Source organism: Sphingosinicella sp. BN140058 (assembly GCF_004135585.1).
GTDB lineage: Bacteria > Pseudomonadota > Alphaproteobacteria > Sphingomonadales > Sphingomonadaceae > Allosphingosinicella.
Map to the genome: position 1 here is coordinate 3,449,823 of NZ_CP035501.1, position 17,253 is coordinate 3,467,075.

At 67.2% G+C, this 17,253-nt stretch carries 15 protein-coding genes; all 15 read left to right on the top strand.

What is annotated here, in order from left to right:
• Positions 1–168 precede the first annotated feature (168 nt).
• From ETR14_RS29270 to ftsA, 15 genes are read left to right on the top strand one after another with little or no spacing between them, the layout of a single operon-like run.
• Positions 169–654, top strand: coding sequence for a division/cell wall cluster transcriptional repressor MraZ (locus ETR14_RS29270; protein WP_243455538.1), 486 nt, complete (start codon positions 169–171; stop codon positions 652–654).
• Complete coding sequence (gene rsmH, locus ETR14_RS15465) at positions 651–1,643, top strand: 16S rRNA (cytosine(1402)-N(4))-methyltransferase RsmH (RefSeq protein WP_243455539.1); 993 nt, start codon at positions 651–653, stop codon at positions 1,641–1,643. The genes ETR14_RS29270 and rsmH overlap by 4 nt, the downstream gene beginning before the upstream one ends.
• Positions 1,640–2,500, top strand: coding sequence for a hypothetical protein (locus tag ETR14_RS15470; RefSeq protein ID WP_129385975.1), 861 nt, complete (start codon positions 1,640–1,642; stop codon positions 2,498–2,500). The genes rsmH and ETR14_RS15470 overlap by 4 nt, the downstream gene beginning before the upstream one ends.
• On the top strand, positions 2,500–4,182 hold the full coding sequence (locus tag ETR14_RS15475) for a penicillin-binding protein 2 (protein ID WP_129385977.1): 1,683 nt from the start codon (positions 2,500–2,502) through the stop codon (positions 4,180–4,182). Before ETR14_RS15470 ends, ETR14_RS15475 begins: the two co-directional genes overlap by 1 nt.
• The gene (locus ETR14_RS15480) at positions 4,182–5,597 is read left to right on the top strand and encodes a UDP-N-acetylmuramoyl-L-alanyl-D-glutamate--2,6-diaminopimelate ligase (protein WP_129391945.1); all 1,416 of its coding nucleotides are present in this window, start codon (positions 4,182–4,184) and stop codon (positions 5,595–5,597) included. Before ETR14_RS15475 ends, ETR14_RS15480 begins: the two co-directional genes overlap by 1 nt.
• Entirely contained in the window at positions 5,594–6,979 is a 1,386-nt protein-coding gene (murF, locus tag ETR14_RS15485; protein WP_129385979.1) for a UDP-N-acetylmuramoyl-tripeptide--D-alanyl-D-alanine ligase, read from the top strand. Before ETR14_RS15480 ends, murF begins: the two co-directional genes overlap by 4 nt.
• Positions 6,979–8,049: a phospho-N-acetylmuramoyl-pentapeptide-transferase gene (mraY, locus tag ETR14_RS15490; protein WP_129385980.1), complete on the top strand. Its 1,071-nt coding sequence runs from the start codon at positions 6,979–6,981 to the stop codon at positions 8,047–8,049. Before murF ends, mraY begins: the two co-directional genes overlap by 1 nt.
• Complete coding sequence (murD, locus tag ETR14_RS15495) at positions 8,046–9,332, top strand: UDP-N-acetylmuramoyl-L-alanine--D-glutamate ligase (protein ID WP_129385982.1); 1,287 nt, start codon at positions 8,046–8,048, stop codon at positions 9,330–9,332. Before mraY ends, murD begins: the two co-directional genes overlap by 4 nt.
• The gene (locus tag ETR14_RS15500) at positions 9,329–10,528 is read left to right on the top strand and encodes an FtsW/RodA/SpoVE family cell cycle protein (RefSeq protein ID WP_129385984.1); all 1,200 of its coding nucleotides are present in this window, start codon (positions 9,329–9,331) and stop codon (positions 10,526–10,528) included. The genes murD and ETR14_RS15500 overlap by 4 nt, the downstream gene beginning before the upstream one ends.
• The gene (gene murG / locus ETR14_RS15505; protein WP_129385986.1) at positions 10,525–11,688 is read left to right on the top strand and encodes an undecaprenyldiphospho-muramoylpentapeptide beta-N-acetylglucosaminyltransferase; all 1,164 of its coding nucleotides are present in this window, start codon (positions 10,525–10,527) and stop codon (positions 11,686–11,688) included. The genes ETR14_RS15500 and murG overlap by 4 nt, the downstream gene beginning before the upstream one ends.
• Entirely contained in the window at positions 11,685–13,097 is a 1,413-nt protein-coding gene (gene murC / locus ETR14_RS15510) for a UDP-N-acetylmuramate--L-alanine ligase (RefSeq protein WP_129385988.1), read from the top strand. Before murG ends, murC begins: the two co-directional genes overlap by 4 nt.
• Positions 13,094–13,996: a UDP-N-acetylmuramate dehydrogenase gene (gene murB / locus ETR14_RS15515; protein ID WP_129385990.1), complete on the top strand. Its 903-nt coding sequence runs from the start codon at positions 13,094–13,096 to the stop codon at positions 13,994–13,996. The genes murC and murB overlap by 4 nt, the downstream gene beginning before the upstream one ends.
• A gap of 26 nt (positions 13,997–14,022) precedes the next feature.
• Entirely contained in the window at positions 14,023–14,934 is a 912-nt protein-coding gene (locus ETR14_RS15520; protein WP_243455926.1) for a D-alanine--D-alanine ligase, read from the top strand.
• On the top strand, positions 14,931–15,875 hold the full coding sequence (locus tag ETR14_RS15525; RefSeq protein WP_243455540.1) for a cell division protein FtsQ/DivIB: 945 nt from the start codon (positions 14,931–14,933) through the stop codon (positions 15,873–15,875). Before ETR14_RS15520 ends, ETR14_RS15525 begins: the two co-directional genes overlap by 4 nt.
• The gene (gene ftsA, locus ETR14_RS15530) at positions 15,875–17,143 is read left to right on the top strand and encodes a cell division protein FtsA (RefSeq protein ID WP_129385994.1); all 1,269 of its coding nucleotides are present in this window, start codon (positions 15,875–15,877) and stop codon (positions 17,141–17,143) included. The genes ETR14_RS15525 and ftsA overlap by 1 nt, the downstream gene beginning before the upstream one ends.
• Positions 17,144–17,253: the final 110 nt, after the last annotated feature.

Below are 17,253 nucleotides of genomic sequence, written 5' to 3' on the forward strand. Positions count from 1 at the left end.
CCCAAAAAAGGCATGAAATCCCCTTCCCTCAGGGGGGCGGGAATGTTATCCACTGTGCTCTAAAGTTTCGGGGCACTTCTCTGATCGGCCGGCAGGCACGCGGAGCGCTGGTACGCGCTGCCGTGGACGGGGGAGGTCCGCGTATGTGGAGCGGGGCGCAAAAAGGGCGTGGAGATCGACGACTTCTTTCAGGGAAGCGCGCTCAACGCGGTAGATGCCAAGGGGCGTCTTTCCGTTCCCGCCTTCGTCCGCTCGGTGATCGAGCGCGGCTCCGACGCACGCGCGGTCGTGATCGGCGCTCATGAAATCTCGCCATGCCTGACGGCCTATGGCCGCAATTATGCCCGAAACCTGTATCGCGAGATGGAACGGCGCCGCCTGGCCGAGGAGGAGCGCGGCGGAACCCTGCAGGACCATTACGCCCGTGCCCGCCGCACCTTCGGCATGACCGAGGATGTTCCGTACGACACCAGCGGCCGCATCATCTTGCCCCCGATGATGCGCCGCAAGGGCGGCATCGAGGATCTCGCCCTGTTCGTCGGCGTCGGCGGCACGGTCGAAATCTGGAATCCGCGGGTCGCGCTCGAGCAAGGCGATCAGGACCTGCGCGACATCGCCGCCTGGCGGCTCGAAGAGAAGGGGATCACGCCGTGAGCCCGGATGCTGCCGCCCCGCACGTTCCGGTCCTGCTCGCCGAAGTGATCGCCGGTCTCGCCGTTCAGAACGGCGAAATCCACGTCGACGGCACCTTCGGGGCCGGCGGCTATACCCGTGCCATCCTGGAAAAAGGGGCCGCTCATGTCTTCGCCTTCGATCGCGATCCCGATGCGATCCGGGAAGGCGAAGGTCTGGCGGCTGCTTGCGGGGGGCGCCTGACGCTGGTGCCGGAGCGTTTTTCCCGGATGCGTCAGGCGCTTGCCGCCCGCGGCGTGGCGGCGGTCCATGGCGTCACGCTCGACATCGGCGTGTCGTCGATGCAGCTCGATCGTGCCGATCGCGGCTTCTCCTTCCAGGCCGACGGGCCGCTCGACATGCGCATGGAGCGGGACGGGGAGAGCGCGGCCGACTTCCTCAACAATGCGTCCGAGGAGATGATCGCCGACATCCTCTACACCTATGGCGAGGAGCCGAAGTCGCGCCGCATTGCCCGCGCGATCGTCGCTGCGCGTCCTCTAGGGAGGACTACGGAGCTCGCTGAAGTCGTACGGAAATCCTGCGGGTGGCATCAGGGCATGAAGAAAGACCCGGCAACCCGCACGTTCCAGGCGGTGCGCATCCACTTGAACGAAGAATTGAAGGAGCTCGAGAATGGCCTCGAGGCGGCCGAGCAAGTGCTGAAACCGGGCGGGCGCCTCGCCGTGGTGACGTTTCACAGCCTTGAGGACCGGCTGGTGAAACGCTTTCTCAAGGCGCGGAGCGGCGCCACGCCGGCCGGCTCGCGTCACTTGCCGGAGCAGGTGTCGGGTCGCCCGATGCCCAGCTTCGACGCCGTCGCCAAACCGGTGCGCGCCGGCGCGGCCGAACTCGCCGGAAATCCTCGCGCGCGTTCGGCCACGCTGCGGGTCGCACGCCGTACCGCCGCCCCCGCCTGGGGCGGCCAGAATGAAGCGCCGTTGATCGGCAAAGAAGGTATGCCCGCATGATCGTCAGGGGTTTCAAGTCGGTGATCTGGGTCGCCACCGTCGGCGGCGCTGCCCTTGCCTGCTACATGGTGTCGCTGCAGGTGGCGACCGAGCGCGCCGATCTGGCCAAGGTCGAGCGGCAGATCATCGCGGCCAAGCGCGACATCCGTTCGCTGCAGACGGAGCTCGGCACCCGCGGCCGTCTGTCGCAGCTGGAGCAATGGAACACCGAGGTTCTTGCCCTGTCCGCGCCCTCCTCGGCCCAGTTCCTGCAGAATGAAGTGAAGCTCGCCCGGTTCGAGAAGACAGACAAGTCGTTCGAGGAGCGCAGCGCCGAGGTGCGCATGGCCGCGCTCAGCACCGGCGACGAAGTTCCGGCGGTGGTCACCCAGCCCCGGATCGTCCGCGCGGTCGCGCCGACGGCGGCGCCCAGCCTGCCGGTCGTGCGCCAGGCGAGCTACACCCCGGGCCTCGCCAAGCCGCAGCCGCTTGGCGGCGCCGCGCCGCAGGCGAGACCCGTGCAGGCTCAGCCCCAGGCTCGGCCCGCCCCGGCCGCAGCGAAGCCCGTCGTAACCGCAAAGGCGGAGATCAAGCCGTCCAGGCCCGCCGATGCGAAAGCGCCGCAGAAAGCAGGCGTGAAGCCGGTCGTGAAGGTCGCGGATGCCAAGGCGCCGGCCCGGAGCGTCCCGACCAAGGCGGCTCCAACGAAGTCCGAAACCAGGCCGGCTGCCAAGCCCCCGGTGCTGGCCAAGGCCGACGCAAGGCTCCCGGCCAAGCCGGCTGCGACCGAGAAGCCGCGCGCCTCGCGGCTCGACGGCAAGCTCACTGCCGAAATCCGGTCGGGCGCCCACAAGGGTCAGGGGAGCGGCGGCAACTGATGGCGACGCTTGCAGCCGAAGTCGCGAAGTTCAAGGGGGCGCCGGACCGCCCTCAGGGTCTTGCGATCACCTATCAGCGCCTGATGCTGGTGATGCTGGTCTTCGCCGGCGTCACCTTGATGATCGTCGGCCGCCTGCTGTTCCTGCAGGTCTTCACCGATCGCGCCGGATCTGCTCAGATCGCGAACCCGCTGGTGCCGCCGCGGGCCGATATCGTCGATCGTAACGGTTTGCCTCTGGCCCGGACGATCGACGCCTGGTCGATCGCGATCCATCCCAACCGGCTGATCAGCAATCCGTCCGATCTCGCGCAGAAGCTCGCGGAGCTGATGCCCGAGAAGACGGCAGCAGAATATAAGGCGCTGCTCACCTCCGGCAAAAGCTTCGTCTATCTCAGCCGCCGGGCGGTGCCGGAACTCGTCGCGGCCGTGAACGCGCTCGGCGAGCCGGCGATCGCGTTCGATCGCGAGCCCGAGCGCCTCTACCCGCAGACGGCGATGGCCGGCCATGTCCTCGGCTGGACCGACATGGAAGGGCATGGCGTCACCGGCATGGAGAAGGTGCTCGAAGGGCGCCTCACCGATCCCGCGACCCGCGCGGATCCGGTTGCGCTGTCGATCGACAGCCGCGTCCAGGCGGCGATGGAGAGCGAACTCGGCGCCGCCGTCGCCAAGCACAGCGCCGAAGGCGGCACCGGCATCGTGCTGGACGTGCGCACCGGCGAGGTCGTGGCAATGGCGTCGATGCCGACCTTCAATCCCAATGCCGCCGGCAGGTCCGATCCGAACGCCCTGTTCAACCGCGCTACGATGGGCGTCTACGAACTCGGATCGACGTTCAAGCCGATCACCGTCGCCGCGGCGATCGATGCGGGCGTGATCAAGTCGGTGACCCAGCGTTATCCCTCTGGTGCGCCGATCCAGATCGGTCGCTTCCGGATCAAGGACGATCACCCGATCGCCGGCAGCGCGAACATCGTCGAGACTCTGGTCCACTCGTCGAACATCGTCACCGCGCAAATCGCCGATCAGATGGGTGTGCAACGGATGCAGGCGGCGTTCCGAGCGCTCGGCTTCCACGAGCCCGCTTATATCGAGATCGACAAGGCGCGGCCGCTGTTTCCGCGCGAATGGAGCCGGGCGACGGTGCTCACGAGCGGCTTCGGCCATGGCGTCGCGGTGTCGCCGCTCCACCTCGCCAGCGCCTATGCGGCCTTGGTCAATGGCGGCATCTGGCGCCCGGCGACTCTGATGAAGGTGTCGAAGCCGAGCGCCGGTCGCCGCGTCTATGCGGAATCCACCAGTCTGACCATGCGCAAGCTGCTGCGCATGATCGTGCTGACCGGAACCGGCCGCAAGGGCGATGCGCCCGGCTACCGGGTCGGCGGCAAGACCGGGACGGCGGAGAAGACGGCGTCCGGCGGATACTCGCGCAAAGTGAACATCTCGACGTTCGCGGCGGTCTTCCCCATGGACAATCCGCGCTACGTGGTGATTGCGATGCTCGATGCGCCGAAGGCCACTGCCGATACCTATGGCTTCACCACCGCCGCCTGGACCGCCGCTCCGGTCGTGTCCAAGGTGATTTCGCGCACCGCCCCTCTGCTCGGGATCGTTCCCGACGACAGCCACGATCTCGACGTCTCCGACATGATGGCCATGGTCGCCAAGAAGGAAAAATGATGCTTTTGGGTGCGCTGACCGGAACCGGGGACGACAGGCGCGTCACCGGCTTCGCGATCGATCACCGCAAGATTGCTCCGGGCACCGTTTTCGGCGCCTTCCGCGGCACGACCTTCAACGGCGAAGACTTCATTCCTCAGGCGGTGGCGTCGGGCGCGATCGCCGTGGTGGCGCGGCCGGAGGTCAAGGTCGAAGGTGCGCTCCACGTCCCGGCGGAGGAGCCGCGGCGCGCCTTCGCCCGTCTGGCCGCCAAATTCTTCGCGCCCTTTCCCGAAACCGTTGTCGCGGTCACCGGCACCAACGGCAAGACCTCGAACGTCGAGTTGACACGGCAGCTGTGGCGAATGGCCGGCCATCACGCAGCGTCGATCGGAACCCTCGGCGTGACCACAGCCGACGACCAGGTCACCACCGGCCTGACTACGCCCGACGTGGTCACCTTCCTGTCGAACATGGCGGGCCTTGCCAGGGAGGGCGTCACCCACGCGGCCTTCGAGGCGTCCAGCCACGGCCTCTCCCAATATCGCACCGAAGGACTGCCGGTGCGGGCTGCGGCCTTTACCAACTTCACCCGCGACCATCTCGATTATCATGGCACGATGGAGGCCTATTTCGAGGCCAAGATGCGCCTGTTTACCGAGGTCGTGGAGCCCGACGGCACCGCAATCGTCTGGATGGACGATGCCAAATCCGGCGAAGTCGTCCGGCGCTGCCGCGATCGCGGCGTCCGCGTGATCACGGTCGGCACTGCCGGCGAGACCCTGCGGCTGATCGAGCGGACACCCTCGCAACTCGGTCAGACGCTGATCGTCGAAGCCGAAGGGCAGCGTCACACGATCAAGCTGCCGCTGATCGGTGCCTATCAGGCCGCCAATGCCCTGACGGCCGCGGGCCTTGTCCTCGCAACCGGGGGCGATCTGGCGCAGACCTTCGCCGGGCTGGCGCGGGTGCAGCCGGTGCGCGGCCGCCTCGAACGGGCGGTGATCAGCCGCGCCGGTGCGCCCGTCTATGTCGATTATGCGCATACGCCGGATGCGATCGAGGCCGCGATCGCCGCGCTCCGTCCCCACGCCAGGGGACGGCTGATCATCGTCTTCGGCGCCGGCGGCGACCGCGACGTCGGCAAGCGTTCCGAAATGGGCGCGACCGCCGCACGCCTGGCCGATCTCGTCATCGTCACCGACGACAATCCTCGGAGCGAGGATCCGGCCGTGATCCGCCGCCACGTCCTCGATGGTGCGCCCGGCGCGCGGGAAATCGGCGGCCGGCGCGATGCGATCGCGGCCGCCATTGCCGAGGCGGAGAGCGACGACATCGTGCTTCTCGCCGGCAAGGGCCACGAACAGGGCCAGATCGTCGGCGACGAGGTGCTGCCGTTCGACGATGTCCAGGTTGCGCGGGAGTGCGCGATATGACGGACGCTCCGCTCTGGACCGCCGCTGAGATCGCCGCTGCGGTCGGCGGCGCCGCGTCGGCCGAATTCGCGGTCTCGGGCATCGCCTTCGATTCGCGCGAGGTTGAGCCCGGTCATCTCTTTCTGGCGCTGAAGGGCGAGGCCACGGACGGCCATCTGTTTCTCGACAAGGCGTTTGCCGCGGGGGCGGCCGGCGCGGTCGTGTCGCAGCCGATCGAGCAACCGCACGTGCTCGTCGCCGACACGACCGCCGCCTTGAACGATCTCGGCCGGGCCAGCCGCGCCCGCAGTGCTGCCCAAATCTGCGGCGTCACTGGCTCGGTCGGGAAAACCGGGACGAAGGAGGCGCTGTTCGCGGCGCTCGACCGGGGGATGCCCGGCGCTGCCCATCGCTCGGTCAAGAGCTACAATAATCATACGGGCGTTCCGCTGTCGCTGGCGCGGATGCCCCGTGAGGCACGCTTCGGCGTGTTCGAGATGGGCATGAACCACGCCGGCGAGCTCGCCGCCCTGACCCGGCTCGTCCGTCCTCACGTCGCAATCGTCACCGCAATCGCACCGGCCCACCGCGAGTTCTTCGCCTCGGACGAGGATATCGCCGACGCCAAGGGCGAGATCTTTCAGGGACTGGAAGCGGGCGGCACCGCCATAATTCCGTTCGATAGCCCGCACCGGGACCGGCTGATCGCCGCCGCGCGGCCGCATGCCGCCCGGATCCTCACCTTCGGCCTGGCCGAAGGCGCGGATATTCGCGCCAAGGATGTCGTCGGTGCGCCGGGCGGCGGATCGCTGGTCACGGCCATCCTGCCGCAGGCGGCGCTGACCTTCACGATCGCCCAGCATGGCGAGCATTGGGTGTCGAACGCGCTTGCCGTGCTCGGTGCGGTGGAGGCGATGGGCGGCGATCTCGCCGCGGCGGGGCTCGCATTCGCCGACATGCCCGGGCTCAAGGGGCGTGGCGAGCGCCACCGCATCGCAGCGGTCGGCGGCGAGGCGCTGCTGATCGACGAGAGCTACAATGCCAACCCGGTGTCGATGGCTGCGACATTGAAGACTTTCGGGGCCGAAGAGGTCTCCGGCCGTCGCATCGCCGTGCTCGGCGCGATGCGCGAACTCGGAACGTCCTCTGGGGATTATCACGCCGCACTGGCCGGGCCGATCGAGGCCGCGCGGGTCGATCTCGCGATCCTCGTCGGCGCCGAGATGGCGCCGCTGGCAAAAGCACTTGGCCCGCGGATCAAAATGGCGCATGTGCCCGATGCCGCGTCGGCGATCGAGCTCGTTCAGGACGAGTTCGGGCCGGGTGACGCGATACTCGTCAAGGGCTCAAACTCGATCGGTCTCGCCGCGTTGGTCGAAGCGCTGGCGAGCGGGAAAAGCTAATGTTTTACTGGATCGCCGAACAGCTTGGCTTTCCCGGGGTGCTGAACCTCATCCGCTACATCACGTTCCGCGCCGGTGCGGCCACGGCGACCGCGCTGCTGATCGGGCTGCTGATCGGGCCGAAGTTCATCGGCTGGCTGCGGGTGCGGCAGGGCAAGGGGCAACCGATCCGCGCCGACGGGCCGCAGACCCACCTCGCCAAGCGCGGCACGCCGACGATGGGCGGCCTGATGATCCTCACCTCGCTGACGGTGACGATGCTGCTGTGGATGGATTTCGGCAATCGCTATCTGTGGGCGTGCCTGTTCATCACCGTCGGCTTCGGGCTGATCGGCTTTCTCGACGATTACGACAAGGTCACCAAGCGCAGCCACAAGGGTGTGTCCGCCAAGGTGCGTCTGCTCGCCGAGTTCGTCGTCGCCGGCATCGGCTGCTGGATCATCACGCGCGGCGTCGGCACCGAGCTCTACATCCCCTTCTACAACGGGCCGGTTATCGATCTCGGGCCGTTCTACGTCGTCTTCGCCGCCTTCGTCGTCGTCGCTTTCGGCAATGCGGTGAACCTCACCGACGGCCTCGACGGGCTGGCGACCATGCCGGTGATCATCGCCAGCCTCGCCTTGCTGGTGCTGTCCTACGTCGTCGGCAATTCCATCTTCGCCAATTATCTCGGCATTCCCCATGTCTACGGGACCGGTCACCTGACCGTTCTCTGCTCCGCGATCGTCGGCGCCGGCCTCGCCTTCCTGTGGTTCAATGCACCGCCGGCGGCGGTGTTCATGGGCGATACCGGCAGCCTCGCGCTCGGCGGTGCGCTCGGCGCGATCGCGGTCTCGATCCAGCACGAAATCGTCCTCGGCATCATCGGCGGAGTGTTCGTGGTCGAGGCGCTGAGCGTGATCATCCAGGTCTTCTTCTACAAGCGCACCGGCAAGCGTGTCTTCAAGATGGCCCCGATCCACCACCATTTCGAACAGATGGGGTGGTCCGAACCGACCGTCGTCATTCGCTTCTGGATCATCAGCTTCGTGCTCGCCCTTGCCGGCCTGTCGACCCTCAAGCTGAGATGATCGCGAGCGAGGCCTTTTCCGGCAAGTCCTACGCCGTCTACGGCCTCGCGCGCTCGGGCCGCGCCACGGTCGATGCATTGCTCGCGAGCGGTGCCGACGTGACGGCCTGGGACGAGAAGCCCGAAGCAAGGGCGAGCCTCGCCCCACGCGACAAGCTTCGCATCGCGGATCCGCTTGTCACCGCGCTTTACGGCTATTCCGGGATCGTCGTCTCGCCCGGCGTGCCGATCAACCGGCATCCGATCGCCGAGCGTTCGCGTCGTTCGACGGTGCCTTTGATCGGCGACATCGAACTGTTCGCCAGGGCGCGGGCGGGGCTGCCGCCGCACAAGGTGGTCGGCATTACCGGCACCAACGGCAAGTCGACGACGAGCGCCCTGTTGCACCATATCGTCACCAGCGCCGGCCTGCCCGCGGCGCTCGGCGGCAATATCGGCCTGCCGATCCTTGGCCAGGAGCCGTTGCCCGAGGGCGGGGTCTACGTGCTGGAGCTGTCCTCCTACCAGATCGATCTTACCCATAGCCTAGACTGCGACGTCGCCATCCTCCTCAACGTCACGCCCGATCATCTCGATCGCTATGACGGCATGGACGATTACGCCGCGTCCAAGGCGCGGTTGTTCACCATGCAATCGCCCGAACATGCCGCGATCGTCGCCGCGGAGGACGATTATACCAGGGCGATCGCCGGCCAGCTCGAAGGACGGGTGATTCTGGTCTCCTCGGCGGATGTCCGCGATCAGTCGCGCTGGCCCTCGCTGCAGGGGCCGCACAATGCCCAGAACGTGGCGGCGGCGGTTGCGGCGGCGCGGGAGCTCGGCATCGACGATGCGCTGATCGCACGCGCGCTCGAAACCTATCCTGGCCTGCCGCATCGGATGGAGCGGGTCGCGGAAAAGCATGGCATCCTGTTCGTCAACGATTCCAAGGCGACCAATCCGACTTCAACCGCGCCGGCGCTCGCCGCCTACCCCGCGATCCACTGGATTCTCGGCGGCTTGGCCAAGTCCGACGATCTCGACGCCTGCTTGCCCTATCTCGATCATGTCCGTGCCGCCTACGCGATTGGCGATGCCGCGGACCAATTCGTGAAAATATTGTCTACAAATGGTAAAAAGGTCGAAAAGAGCGTGACGCTGGAAAAAGCGATTGCCAGTGCCGCACGTCAGGCCGGGGTAGGGGAGGTCGTCCTCCTCTCTCCGGCTTGCGCCTCGTTCGACCAGTTCAAGGATTATGAGGCGCGGGGGGCAGCGTTCCGCGCGGCCGTGGAGGCATTGGCATGAGCGTGATGGCGAACCTGAAGGACAAGACGGCCAACCGTCTCGGCCGCTCCGATCGCAGCGCGGTCGGCCGGTGGTTCTGGGAAATCGATCGCGTGCTGCTGTTCTTCGTCGCCGTGCTGATCGCGATCGGCCTGATCGCGGTGGCTGCCGCTTCGCCGGCCGCAGGTCAGCGTTATTCGGGCGGCAGCGTCAGCTTCACCCCGCTTCACTATTTTTACCGCCAGCTGGTCTGGATCCTGCTCGCCCTCCCGGTGATGATCGGAGTGTCGATGCTGCCCCGCGCCAAGGCGCGGCGGCTTTGCCTGCTCGGTGCCGGCTTCTTTACATTGCTGCTCTTCCTCGTGCCCGTGATCGGCGCCGAGGTGAACGGCGCCCGGCGCTGGATCGGCATGGGGTTCACGCAGTTTCAGCCTTCCGAGTTCCTGAAGCCGCTCTACATCGTCACGATCGCCTGGCTGCTTTCGTTGAAGAACCAGGATGCGAGCCTGCCGATCGTGCCGCTCACCGGGCTGATCACCGCGCTGATCGCCTTGTTGTTGATGCAGCAGCCCAATTTCGGCGAGACGATCATCTTCGTGGCCGCGTGGGTGATGCTGCTCACCCTCTCCGGCGCCCCGATGCGCTTCCTCGTCTTCCTCGGTCTGGCCGGTCTTGCCGGCATCGTGCTCGCTTACTTCTTCTATCCGGTGGCGACGATCCGCATCGACGCCTTCCTGTTCTCTGGCGCGGAGCACGACACCTATCAGACCGACAGCGCGTTGCGGACGCTGACCGCAGGCGGCCTGTTCGGCGCCGGCCCCGGCGCCGGCATGCGCAAGTTCCAGCTGCCGGAGCCCCATACCGACTACATCTTCTCGGTGATCGGCGAGGAATTCGGGATCATCGCCTGCCTCGCCATCGCGGTCATCTATCTCGTCATCGTCGCCCGCGTGCTGATCCGCCTGCTGCACGAGGAGGATCAGTTCGTCGTCCTCGCCGCCGCGGGGCTCGTTACCCAGTTCGGCCTGCAGGCGCTGATCAACATGGCAGTCAACGTCCAGCTCGCCCCGTCCAAGGGCATGACTCTGCCGTTCATCTCCTATGGCGGCTCATCGATGGTCGCCTTGTCGATCGGCATGGGTCTGTTGCTCGCCTTCACGAGACGAAATCCCTATCTGCACCGCTCGCCCTATGTGGTGCGATGGAGCGGACGATGACCTTCTCTCGCCATTACGTTCTGGCCGCCGGCGGGACCGGCGGCCACATGATTCCGGCGCATGCACTGGCCGAGGAGCTGATGCGCCGCGGTCACCGCGTCGCCCTCGTCACCGACGATCGCGGCGCCCGCATTCCGGGCCTGTTCGACGGTGTTCAGGTCCACATCCTGCCGGCCGGGCGCTTGAGCGGCGGCCCGCTCGGCTGGTTGCGCGCGGTGCGCAAGATCTTCCTTGGGCGCGCCATGGCGCTCCGCCTGTACGAGACCTTCCGTCCGTCGGCGGTGATCGGCTTCGGCGGCTATCCGGCGCTTCCCGCCCTGATGGCGGCGCAGCGAGACCGCATCCCGACCCTGGTGCACGAACAGAATGCCGTGCTCGGCCGCGTCAACCGGCTGGTCGCCGGCAAGGTCGACGCGATCGCAACCGCTTATCCCAATGTCGATCGGCTCGGCAAAGGTCACGAAAGCAAGGTCCATCTCGTCGGCAACCCCGTCCGGGACGAGGTGCTGGCGTTGCGCGAACAGCCTTATCCCGAGCTTGCCGAGGACGGTATCTTCCGGGTTCTCGTCACCGGCGGCAGCCAGGGTGCGTCGATCCTCAGCCGGGTGGTGCCGGAAGGTCTCGGCATGCTGCCGGAGCATTTCCGTCGCCGTCTCCAGGTGACCCAGCAATGCCGGGCCGAGGATATCGAGCAGGTGCGCGCGCGCTATGCCGGTCTCGGCATTCCGGCCGATCTCGCCACCTACATCACCGACATGCCGGACAAGCTTGCCTGGTCGCACCTGATCATCGCCCGTGCCGGCGCGTCGACGATCGCCGAGCTCACCGCCGCCGGGCGTCCCGCGATTCTGGTGCCGCTGCCGAGCGCGACCGACGATCACCAGACCGCCAACGCCCGCGAGATGGCGAAGGCCGGTGGTGCCCGCATGATCCCGCAGAGGAGCTTCACGCCGATCGAACTCGCCAAGCAGATGCAGAAACTCGGCCTCGAGCCCGATGCGCTCGCCAACGCCGCATCCCGCGCCCGCTCGGTCGGCCGGCCCGACGCCGCCGGCGATCTCGCCGATCTGGTCGAACGTACCGGCCGGGATCTCGGCGCCGATCCGCTTCCGTCCAGCGAGACCGTCCTGACTCCCATTCCCAACGGTGCTTACGCATGAGAGGGGTCGGCACCGACATCGGCACCATTCATTTCGTCGGCATCGGCGGGATCGGCATGTCCGGCATCGCCGAAGTGATGCACATCCTCGGCTACAAGGTGCAGGGTTCGGACCTATCCGAAGGCTATGTCATCGAAGGTCTCCGCAAGGCGGGGATCCCGGTCACGATCGGTCAGCATGCCGACAACCTCGGCGACGCCGCGGTGGTGGTCGTCTCGACGGCGATCCGTAAGGACAATCCCGAGCTCGTCTGCGCCTACGAACGCCGCATACCGGTGGTTCGCCGCGCAGAAATGCTCGCCGAGCTGATGCGGCTCAAGTCGACGGTCGCCGTCGCCGGGACCCACGGCAAGACGACGACGACCTCGATGGTCGCCAGCCTGCTCGACGCGGGTGGGATCGATCCGACCGTGATCAACGGCGGCATCATCAACGCCTATGGTTCCAACGCGCGGCTCGGCAGCTCCGATTGGATGGTGGTCGAGGCGGACGAGAGCGACGGCAGCTTCCTGCGGCTGGACGGCACGATCGCGGTCGTCACCAACATCGATCCCGAGCATCTCGATCATTATGGCAGCTTCGACAAGGTCAAGGACGCCTTCGTCGAGTTCGTCGAAAACGTCCCCTTCTACGGCGCAGCTCTGCTCTGCGTCGATCATCCCGAAGTGCAGACGATCATGCCGCGGCTTCGCGACCGGCGGGTCGTGCCCTATGGCTTCGCGGCCCAGGCCGACGTTCGCGGCGACAATGTCCGCCCGATCGCCGGGGGCAACCTCTTCGACGTCTCCATCCGCGACCGAAGCGGAGAGGTCCGCACCATCCGCGACATCGAACTGCCGATGCCGGGCCGCCACAACGTCCAGAACGCGCTCGCGGCCATCGGCGTCGCCGCGGAACTCGGCATTCCCGATGCGGTCATTGCCCAGGGCTTTGCCAAGTTCCACGGCGTCAAGCGCCGCTTCACCAAGGTCGGCGAGATCGAAGGCGCGACGATCATCGACGATTACGGCCACCACCCGGTCGAGATCCGCGCGGTGCTGGCCGCGGCCCGCGAAGGCGCGCAGGGCCGGGTGATCGCCGTCGTCCAGCCGCATCGCTTCAGCCGGCTGCAGAATCTGATGGAAGAGTTCCGCACCGCATTCAACGACGCCGACATCGTCTACGTCACGCCGGTCTACGCCGCCGGCGAGGAGCCGATCGAGGGCGTCGATGCCGAGGCCCTGGTCGAAGGCCTCAAGGAACGCGGCCACCGCTCGGTCAAGGCGGTTGCCGATCTGGAGGATCTCTGCCTGCAGCTGCGCGACATCGCAGCGCCGGGCGACATGGTGATCTGCCTGGGCGCCGGAGACATCACCAAATGGGCTGCCGCCCTCGCCGACGGCATTGCCTGCGCGAGGCGCGACAAATGAGCTCGGCGACGCTCGACATGCCCGCGCTTGCCGGCACCATCGCTCCCTCGGGATCGCTTGCGGACTTCATCTGGTTCCGCACCGGCGGCCCCGCCGAGTGGCTGGTGCGTCCCAGGGATGTCGACGATCTTGCTCAATTCTTGCGGGCACTCGATCCTGCCGTGCCGGTGCTGCCGGTGGGAGTCGGCTCAAATCTGATCGTCCGCGACGGCGGCGTTTCGGGGGTGGTCGTGCGGCTGCCCAAGAGTTTCGCCAAGGTCGCGATCGAGCCCGGCAACCGAGTTCGCGCGGGCGGCGGCGCGATGGGCATCACGGTCGCGTCGGCGGCACGCGACGCGGGCATCGCCGGCCTCGAATTCCTCCGCGGCATTCCCGGCACCACCGGCGGAGCCGTCCGGATGAACGCCGGGGCCTATGGCCGCGACACGTCCGACATCCTGATCGAGGCGACCCTCGTGCTGCGCGACGGCCGTGTCGAGACCTGGGCGGCCGAGCGGCTTGGCTATACCTACCGGCACAGCGACGTTCCGGCCGGCGCAATCGTTGTCGAAGCCCTGTTCGAAGGCACGGCTGGCGACCCGGCCGTCATCGGCGCAGAGATGGACCGGATCGCCGAGGAGCGCGAAGCGAGCCAGCCGCTCCGTTCCCGGACAGGCGGCTCGACCTTCAAGAACCCGCCCGGCCGCAAGGCGTGGCAACTGGTCGACGAAGCCGGCTGTCGCGGCTTGCGCCTCGGCGATGCCCAGGTCTCCGAGAAACATTGCAACTTTCTGCTCAACCTCGGCAGCGCCACGGCCGCGGACATCGAGGCGCTCGGTGAAGAGGTTCGCCGGCGCGTGCTCGCGCAATCCGGGGTGAGCCTGGAATGGGAAATTCAGCGCGTAGGAGTTGAAGCGTGACCGACAAGCTGCACGTCGCCGTTCTGATGGGCGGCTGGTCCGCGGAGCGGCCGGTCTCGCTGATGAGCGGCGCCGGCGTTGCCGACGCGCTGGAGAGCCTCGGTCACAGGGTCACCCGCATCGACATGGGGCGCGATGTCGCCGCGCGCCTGGCCGAGGCCAAGCCCGACGTCGTCTTCAACGCGCTGCACGGAACGCCGGGTGAGGACGGTACCGTCCAGGGCATGATGGACCTGATGGGCCTCACCTACACCCATTCGGGCCTCGTCACGTCGGTGATCGCGATCGACAAGGAACTGACCAAGCAGCAGCTGGTGCCGAACGGCATCCGCATGCCGGGCGGCCACATCGTCGAAAGCGAGACTCTGTTCGAAGGCGATCCGATGCCGCGGCCGTACGTCGTCAAGCCGGTCAACGAAGGCTCTTCGGTCGGCGTCGCGATCGTGACCGACAGCGGCAATTACGGCCAGCCCATCGCCCGCAGCACGCCCGGGCCCTGGACCGAATTCGATCGCCTGCTCGCCGAGCCGTTCATCAAGGGGCGCGAACTCACCGTCGCGGTGCTGGGCGATGAGGCGCTCGCCGTCACCGAGCTCCGGACCAAATCAGGCTTCTACGATTTCGACGCCAAATATACCGAAGGTCTCACCGAGCATGTCTGCCCGGCCGACATACCGGACGGCGTGCGCGACGCCGCGCTCGCAATGGCTCTGGAGGCACATCGTCTGCTTGGCTGCCGCGGCTGCTCGCGCTCCGACTTTCGCTGGGATGAGGAAGAGGGTGAAAGCGGCCTCTATCTTCTCGAGGTCAACACCCAGCCCGGCATGACCCCGCTCAGCCTGGTGCCGGAGCAGGCGAAATATCGCGGCATGTCGTATCCGCAGCTGGTGCAGCGCATCGTCGACGAAGCGCTTCGGACAGGGGGAGGGACGGAGTGACGGCAAAGATCGCCCGCGGCGGCGCGGCGCCGCGTCCCCGGCCCAAGGCCAAGACCAGCGCCCGCGGCAAGAGCGGGCGCAAGCCGGCAGCGCCTTCCGCGCTCTCCGAGGCGGTGCGCCGGATCAGCGGGTGGATCCTCATTTTCATGGTGGTCGCGATCGCGATCGCGTTGCTGCTGGTGTTTCGCGTTCCCCAGCTGATCGGCACCAGCGTCGGCGAGGCGATCGGCGAGGCAGGCTTCGCGATGAAACGGGTCGAGATCAAGGGCGCGCAGAAGGTGCCGCAGCTCCAGATCTACAACATCGCATTCGATCAGCCGACCATGGCGATGCCGCTGATCGACGTCGAGGCAACCCGGCAGCGCCTGCTCGGCTTCGGCTGGGTGCGCGACGCCCGGGTCTCGCGCCGCTTCCCCGATACGCTCGTCGTCGACATCGTCGAGCGCAAGCCGGCGGCGATCTGGCAGCACAATCAGCGTCTCGCCCTGATCGATATGGAAGGCGTGGTACTGGAACCGGTGCGGATGGATGCGATGCCCGATCTGCCGCTGGTGATCGGCCCGGCCGCGAATCTCCATGCATCGGAGCTCGGCCGCCTCGTCGATGCGGCGCCGCGTCTCCAGCCGATGATGGCCGGGGCGTCGTGGATCGGCGGCCGCCGCTGGGACATCCGCTTCCAGTCGGGCGAGATCCTCGCGCTTCCGGAAGGCGAGCAGGCGAGCAAGCGCGCGCTGGCCAATTTCGCGCGCATGGATCAGGCGACGCAGCTTCTCGGCCGCGGCTTCGTTCGCTTCGACATGCGGATCCCCGGCAAGTTCATCGTCCGCGTGTCGAGCGAGCCCGGCAGCAGCGTGCCGGCAATCGCCCCCGAGACACCGCCCAAGGATGCTCCGGCCGAGACGCCCGGGACGCCCGGCATCGATCCGGCGCAGACGATCTGATGAAGAGGCCCACCCCAACGCCCGGTCGCCGCCTGGTCACCGCGCTCGACGTCGGCTCCTCCAAGGTGTCGGCGCTGATCGCCGAACCCGGCGAGGGCGGCGAACTGCGCATCCTCGGCACCGGTCAGCGCCAGAGCCAGGGCGTCCGCCGCGGCTTCATCGCCGACATGGAACGCACGGAGGTCGCCATCCGAGAGGCGGTCGAGCAGGCGGAGCGGATCGCCGCGACCAATATCGAGGACGTCTTCGTCGGCTTCTCGGCGGGCGGCCTGGTCAGCTCGGTGGCGAGCGTCGAGCTGCAGATCGGCGGCCGCCGTATCGAGCCCCAGGACATCGATCAATTGCTCGGCGTCGGCCGCCAGTCGATCGACGCCGAAGGGCGGATGATCCTCCACGCTTTGCCCGCGCTCTACACGCTTGATGGTCTGCAGGGCGTGAAGAAGCCGCTCGGGCTCCATGCCGATCGGCTCGCCGTCGACATTCACGTCATCGCCGCCGAACCATCGCCGGTCCGCAATCTCGATCTGTGCGTCCGCTCCGCCCATCTCGGCGTGCAGGCGATCGTCGCCTCGCCGGTGGCGGCCGGCAAGGCGTGCCTCAGCGAAGAGGAGCGGGAGCTCGGCGTCGCCCTGGTCGAGCTCGGTGCCGGCGTCACCAACGTCTCGGTCTTCGCCGGCGGCATGCTGGTCGGCCTCAAGTCGCTGGGCATCGGCGGCATGGACATCACGGACGATATCGCCGCGGCGTTCGGCACCCGCCGGGTCGAGGCCGAGCGGATGAAGTGCTTCTACGGTTCGGCGACGACGAGCCCGCGCGACAATCACGACATGATCGAGCTGAAGCCGATCGCCGGATCCGAGGAGGGGACGGAGGCGTCCCGTATCACCCGAGCCCAGCTCAACTCCGTGATCCGGGCCCGGCTCGAGCATCTCACCAACGAGATTGCAGCGGCGCTGAAGGAGCTCGGCTTCGGCGGTCCGTTCGGGCGCCAGGTGGTGCTGACGGGCGGCGGCTCGGAGCTGAAGGGCATCGCCGATTACGCCCAGGGCGTGCTCGGCCGTGCGGTCCGGATCGGCCGCCCGAACTTGCGCGGCCTGCCCGAAGCACATTCGGGCCCGGCCTTCACCACCCTGGTCGGGCTGGCCCAGTTCGCGGCTTCGGACGAACTCGATCTGCGGGCCGCCGTGTCGCCGGAGATGAGTGTCCAGAAACAGAACAGCGGCGGCATCGTTCAGCGCTTGATTACCGCCTTCAGGAGCGGCTTTTGAGACTTGACGGCGCATATCCGCGACAAAAAGCGACTCGGAGCCGCTTTTTCGCTCGCACCCGAGAATCGCTTCGTGCAAAAGGAGTTAACAGTGTTTGCCCAGCTGAATTG